At 64.9% G+C, this 6,432-nt stretch carries 6 protein-coding genes and 1 pseudogene; all 7 read left to right on the top strand.

The window, feature by feature from the left end; all coding sequences use genetic code 11:
- Window positions 1-206 precede the first annotated feature (206 nt).
- Window positions 207-827 (top strand): nicotinate-nucleotide adenylyltransferase, encoded by a 621-nt coding sequence (gene nadD / locus WAN02_RS00120; protein WP_422261641.1) that lies wholly within the window; start codon window positions 207-209, stop codon window positions 825-827.
- Window positions 824-1,183, top strand: coding sequence for a ribosome silencing factor (gene rsfS / locus WAN02_RS00115; protein ID WP_325685816.1), 360 nt, complete (start codon window positions 824-826; stop codon window positions 1,181-1,183). Before nadD ends, rsfS begins: the two co-directional genes overlap by 4 nt.
- Window positions 1,180-1,860 (top strand): glucosyl-3-phosphoglycerate phosphatase, encoded by a 681-nt coding sequence (gene gpgP, locus WAN02_RS00110; RefSeq protein WP_422261639.1) that lies wholly within the window; start codon window positions 1,180-1,182, stop codon window positions 1,858-1,860. The genes rsfS and gpgP overlap by 4 nt, the downstream gene beginning before the upstream one ends.
- Window positions 1,850-2,650: a diglucosylglycerate octanoyltransferase gene (octT, locus tag WAN02_RS00105; RefSeq protein ID WP_422261636.1), complete on the top strand. Its 801-nt coding sequence runs from the start codon at window positions 1,850-1,852 to the stop codon at window positions 2,648-2,650. The genes gpgP and octT overlap by 11 nt, the downstream gene beginning before the upstream one ends.
- 4 nt (window positions 2,651-2,654) lie before the next feature.
- Window positions 2,655-3,512: a DegV family protein gene (locus WAN02_RS00100; protein WP_422261634.1), complete on the top strand. Its 858-nt coding sequence runs from the start codon at window positions 2,655-2,657 to the stop codon at window positions 3,510-3,512.
- A 253-nt stretch (window positions 3,513-3,765) separates the two neighbouring features.
- Window positions 3,766-4,447, top strand: a pseudogene (locus WAN02_RS00095) (chorismate--pyruvate lyase family protein); the annotation flags it as partial.
- 57 nt (window positions 4,448-4,504) lie between these two features.
- The coding region (locus WAN02_RS00090) for an AMP-binding protein (RefSeq protein ID WP_422261643.1) at window positions 4,505-6,432 on the top strand (1,928 nt) is incomplete at its 3' end.

The following is a 6,432-nucleotide window of genomic DNA, read 5'->3' as shown; positions in this document are numbered from 1 at the left end:
AACGTCAACTCCATCATTCGGCGGTAGCTCAGCCCAACCCCAACCGACTGCAACGACATGCCCTACGCGGGCACTTTCACATGAGGCAACGAAGGGACTAAACGGGCATCTTTAGCGAGTCAACGCGGCCCGGTCCGGCCGGGTGCTGATGTGGCCTCTGTGACATCGGAAGCCCGCTCCACACCGCTCAAGTAAGCTGGCAAACCGTGCAAAAGCGGCGGCTGGGAGTGATGGGCGGGACGTTCGATCCCATCCACAACGGTCACCTGGTCGCGGCCAGCGAGGTGGCTGATCTGTTCGACCTCGACGAGGTGGTGTTCGTGCCGACCGGCCAGCCCTGGCTGAAGGGCCGCCAGGTCAGCGCCGGCGAAGACCGCTATCTGATGACGGTCGTCGCCACGGCGGCCAACCCCCGCTTCTCGGTCAGCCGCGTCGACATCGATCGCGGCGGACCCACCTACACCAAGGACACGCTGCGGGATCTGCACACGCTGAATCCCGACTCCGACCTGTATTTCATCACCGGCGCCGACGCGCTGGCCTCCATCCTGTCCTGGCAGGACCTGGACGAGCTGTTCGCGGCCGCGCGCTTCGTCGGAGTCAGTCGGCCCGGCTACGAGCTCGGCAGCGAGCATCTCAGCGGCGTCCTCGAGGGTCTGCCCGAGGACGCGCTGTCGTTGGTCGAAATCCCGGCGCTGGCCATCTCGTCCACCGACTGCCGGCTGCGCGCCGCAGAAGGCCGGCCGTTGTGGTACCTGATGCCCGACGGCGTCGTGCAGTACATCTCCAAGCGCGACCTCTACCGCAAACCCGCGGAGGAGGCGTGACGGCCACGACCGAGGCGATCGACATGGCCACCGTCGCCGCCCGCGCGGCCGCATCGAAGCTTGCCGACGACGTCGTCGTCATCGACGTGTCCGATCAACTCGTCATCACCGACTGCTTCGTGATCGCGTCGGCGTCCAACGAACGGCAAGTCAACGCGATCGTCGACGAGGTCGAGGAGAAAATGCGTGAAGCCGGCTACAAGCCCGCCCGCCGCGAGGGCACCCGCGAAGGCCGCTGGACGCTGCTGGACTACGTCGACATCGTCGTGCACATCCAGCACCAAGACGAACGCGATTTCTACGCGCTGGATCGGCTCTGGCGGGACTGTCCGCTGGTCACGGTGGACGTCTCATGACGGTGCGCCGGCTGGTGATGATGCGACACGGTCAGACCGAGTTCAATTTCGACAGCCGCATGCAGGGTCAGCTTGACACCGAGCTGACTGAGCTGGGCCGGGCCCAGGCGATCACCGCGGCCGAGGCGTTGGCCAAACACCATCCGCTGCTGGTCGTGTCGTCGGATCTGCGCCGCGCATACGACACCGCGATCGAGTTGGAGGAACGCACCGGCTTGCGGGTCCGGGTCGACGAACGCCTGCGAGAAACCCACCTCGGCGACTGGCAGGGCATGACTCACGCCGAGATCGACGCGATCGCACCGGGCGCCCGACTGGCGTGGCGCGACGACGCCAGGTGGGCGCCGCACGGCGGGGAGAACCGGGTTGACGTGGCCGCCCGCAGTCTGCCGTTGATCGCCGAGCTGGTCGCTGGTGAGCCCGAATGGGGCGCCGCCGACGAACCGGTGCGACCAGTGGTGTTGGTTGCGCACGGTGGCCTGATCGCTGCGCTGACCGCGGCGCTGCTGCGGTTACCTGTCGACAACTGGCCCGCATTGGGCGGCATGGGCAACACCAGCTGGACCCAGCTGTCCGGTCACATCGCCGACCCCGATGGCGCCGACGATTTCGACGCCATCCGGTGGCGGCTTGACGTGTGGAACGCATCGGCACAGGTCGCCGGCGATGTCCTCTGAGCGGCCGACGCGGCCGACGCTGCTGGTCTTCGCCGACTCCCTTGCCTACTATGGGCCCACCGGCGGGCTACCGGCAGATGACCTGCGGATCTGGCCCAATATCGTTGCCGCACAGCTGGGTTGGGAATTAGAGCTGATCGGCCGGATCGGTTGGACGTGCCGGGATATCTGGTGGGCGGCCACCCAGGACCCGCGGGCGTGGGCGGCGTTGCCTCGCGCCGGAGCGGTGATCTTCGCGACCGGTGGCATGGACTCGCTGCCGTCGCCGCTGCCCACCGCATTGCGCGAGCTGATCCGCTACGTGCGTCCGCCGTGGCTGCGGCGATGGGCTCGCGACGGCTACGGTTGGGTGCAGCCGCGACTTTCTCCGGTGGCCAGGGCCGCTCTGCCGCCGCATCTTTCGGTCGAGTACCTCGAACAGACGCGCGGTGCAATCGATTTCAACCGGCCCGGAATCCCGATTGTGGCATCGCTTCCCTCGGTGCACATCGCCGAGACTTACGGGAATGCCCATCACGGCCGGCCGGGCACGGTCGCCGCGATCACCGAGTGGGCCGACCAACACGACGTTCCGCTGGTCGACCTGAAAGCCGCTGTCGCCGAACACGTGCTGAGCGGTCGCGGCAATCCCGACGGAATCCACTGGAACTTCGAAGCGCACCAGGCCGTCGCGGAACTGATGCTCAAAGCGCTGGCCGAGGCCGGCGTGGCGACGATGCAGAGCGCGGAGCGCGATGAGGAGGAGCCGCGCAATAAGGCCGGCATCGAAGCCGAGAAACCGCGCGGCTGACTTCATGCCTGTCGTCGTAGTGACCGATTCATCGGCGCGCCTTCCCGAGGAACTGCGTCGGCAGTGGGGGATACGGCAAGCCCCCCTACACATTCTGCTCGACGGCGTCGACCTGCGCGACGGCGTGGACGACATTCCAGCCAACATCCACGAATACGGAGATGCCACCACGGCAGCCGCGACACCGGCCGAGTTGGCCGATGTCTACCGGCAGGCGCTGGCCGACAGCGGCGGCGACGGGGTGATCGCCGTGCACCTTTCCAAGGCGTTGTCGGGAACGCTAGGTGCCGCCGAGACCTCCGCGGCCGAGATCGGCTCAGCAGTAAGGGTTCTCGACTCGAAATTCACCGGAATGAACACCGGCTTCATCGCGCTGGCCGCGGCACGGGCCGCGGCCGACGGCGCCGACCTGGACACCGTCGTGCAAGCCGCTACCGCCGCGGTGAGCCGCAATCACGGGTTCATCGTTGTGCATCAGCTGGACAACCTGCGGCGGAGCGGGCGTATCGGTGGTGCCGGTGCGTGGCTGGGCACCAAGCTGTCACTGAAGCCGCTGTTACGCATGGACGACGGTAAACTTGTCCTTGCACAACGAGTTCGAACGGCGAACAAAGCGGTCGCGACCATGATCGACCGGGTGAGTGAGATTGTCGGGGAACGATCCGCTTCGCTCGCGGTGCATCACGTCGCCAACCCCGATGGCGCCCAGAACCTGGTGGCGGCACTGGCCGAGCGACTGCCGGTGTGTGAGCCTGCGATCGTGACCGACCTGGGCCCCGTCCTCGCATTGCACGTCGGCGCCGGAGCTCTCGCGGTGTGCTTGGAAGTAGCCGGCGAGGTGGATCCGCCGGCCCGGGCGTGACGCTGCTCGAGGCGCGCTGTTCTGCGACATATCGGTAGTGGTGCTTAAACTTTGTGCCTGGACTCGTAAAAGGCACAAGAGGGCGGTGGTCAGTGGCAATGTAACAACCAACACGGGAACGTCTGGGCGGTGCGGGTCTCGTTCTGGTGGCGCAGGGCTCGATCTCGGCCACCAGCGGCGATGAGCCCCCACCTGCAGCGCGCGTCGAGGCTTACCTAAACTGTGAGGTCATATGATTGGACGTTCCGGCATGATGGGGAACATTCACCAGGCAGCCGGACTCGGACACCGGCCTGGTCGAGATGCGGTCGAGTGCCTTCTGCCTGATGAGGAAATTCGAAAGCTCAATCGTGACCTTCGGATACTCATAGCGTGCAATGGCACCCTTACTCGGACTCTCGGAATTGTCGCTAATGATGAGATCGTTGTGCAGATCGTTGAGCAACAGGTTCACGATACGGCGCCGGGTACGCCCGATTTAGAGCAATTGCCGACCGGCCGGATTCTTCGGCGTCAGATCCTACTCAAGGGCCGGAGTTCAGGGCACCCATTTGTTGCTGCGGAGTCGTTGATCGCTATTGACTTGTTGCCTCCTGCGATTACGACAAGCCTGACAGAGACGGAGCGGCCTATCGGTGAGATCATGAACCTCAGTAGCCTCGAAACGTTCAAGGAGGCGGCTGAAGTCTGGATGGGACGGCCGCCTGGTTGGCTTGCACTTGCTGGATACCAGAACTCGGACCCGAGAATTGTCGCCCGGAAGTATCGAGTTATCAGCGGAGGAAAACCAGTGATTACCATTACGGAGTACTTTCTTCAAAATGTGTTCCACGATGCTCCGTGAGATGAAACCGATCGACGCCGAGATTCGAACGATACCGAATACGGGGAGTTGACATCGATTTGCACTTACCGGGCGGATTCCGAGAAGTCTGCAGCGCGGACAACGTCAGGTTACGGTTGCGCCCGGAAGTCGGGGAGGCAATCTAGTAATGCGGGATGGGAATCTGGCAAGGCTGCTGGCTGAGCGATCGTCACAAGCGGGATGGAGTAACCGGCCCGCCTACTATGCGCCGCACGTCGTCACACATGGCCAAATCCATGACCGGGCCGCACGACTTGGGGAAGTGCTGAAGAACCGAGGTATCTCCACAGGAGACCGCGTCCTGTTGTGCCTCCCGGATTCGCCGGAGCTGGTGGAGCTATTGCTGGCCTGCCTGGCTCGCGGGATTCTGGCATTCCTCGCCAATCCGGACCTCCATCCCGATGACCACGCTTTTCAGGAACGCGATGTGATGCCGGCGCTTGTCGTCACGTCTGGCCCCCTTCGCGCCCGGTTTCAGCGGTCGCGCGCTGTGGAAGCCGGCGAGCTCTTGTCCGACGCGGGCCACGTCGAGCCGGGGGCCTACGCGCCGATGCGTGGCGACGCGCCTGCCTATGCCACCTACACATCTGGTACGACGGGTCCACCGAAAGCCGCGATCCATCGACACAGCGATGCGTTGGTGTACGTCGACGCCATGTGCCGCACGGCCCTACAGCTCACTTCCGACGACATCGGGCTCAGTATCGCCCGCATGTATTTCGCCTATGGCCTTGGTAATTCGGTCTGGTTTCCGTTGGCGACAGGTAGTTCGTCGATCATCAATCCGGCACCGGTCAGCCCGGATCTCGCCGCCGAGTTGGTCGCGAAATTCGCGCCGTCGGTTCTGTACGGTGTGCCGACTTTCCTGGCCAGAGTGACCGAGACCTGCTCCTCCGATGCATTTCGCTCGCTGCGGTGTGCGGTGTCAGCGGGAGAAGCGCTGGGGACCGGGCTCGCCGAGCGGCTCGCGGCATTCTTCGGTGGTATTCCCATCCTCGACGGGATTGGCTCCACCGAGGTTGGGCAGACGTTCGTGTCGAACAGCGTCGACGAATGGCGCCCGGGGACTCTTGGGAAGGTCCTTGCCCCGTACGAGATTCGCGTCGTGGCCCCAGACGGCGCGAGCGCCGAACCGGGGGCCGAAGGCGACCTGTGGGTCCGCGGACCGTCGATCGCGGCGAGCTACTGGAATCGGCCCACAAGCGTTCTGACCGAAGGGGATTGGCTCAACACCGGGGATCGGGTCCACGTCGACGGCGACGGCTGGGTCACGTACAGCGGTCGCGCCGACGATATCGAAATCATCGGCGGCCTCAACGTCAATCCGGCCGAGGTCGAGCGGCTCATCATCGAGGACCCCAACGTGGCCGAGGCCGCAGTTGTCGCAGTGCGGGAATCGAGCGGTGGCTGGGCATTGCAGGCGTTCATCGTTCCCGCCGGCGGGCAATTCGACGAACAATCGGTTACCCGTGACATCCACCGGCGTCTGGCCACTCAACTGACGGCATTCAAGGTGCCGCACAGGTTCGTCGTCGCTGAGCAACTTCCGCGAACCTCGACCGGAAAGCTGATGCGAGACGCGCTTCGCGCACAGGGCGCCGCGCAACCGCTGTGGGATCTGCCGCCAGATGCTCCAACGTCGGACACGACGGCATCGTCGGACAGCGGACCGGTGCCGGACGGGCGGACTGCGGGAACCCCGACCGACGCGACGCTCAACGAGCGGCTGGCCGCCTTGCAGCACGAACGTCAACGTTTGGTGATCGAGGCGGTGAGCGCGGAGGCCGCGCATATCTTGGGCGAGCGCGGCCCTGGGTCGTTGAATCCGGATCTCACCTTCGCGGAGCTCGGTTTCGACTCGCAGATGACGGTCGAACTGCGCAATCGACTGGCGGCTGTCACGGGTCTGCGGCTGCGCGACACCGTCGGTTGGGACTACAGCTCGGTTGCCGGATTGGCCCAGCATCTGGAGTCCGAGCTCGCCGGATCGGCCACGCCGGTGCAGCTTCCATCCTCGGCGGACGCCGATGAGCCGGTGGTCCTGGTGGGGATGGG

Source organism: Mycobacterium sp. (assembly GCF_049281135.1).
Classification (GTDB): domain Bacteria; phylum Actinomycetota; class Actinomycetes; order Mycobacteriales; family Mycobacteriaceae; genus Mycobacterium.
The sequence above is the reverse complement of the archived record's forward strand: the minus strand, read 5'-3'. Positions and strand labels throughout refer to the sequence as shown.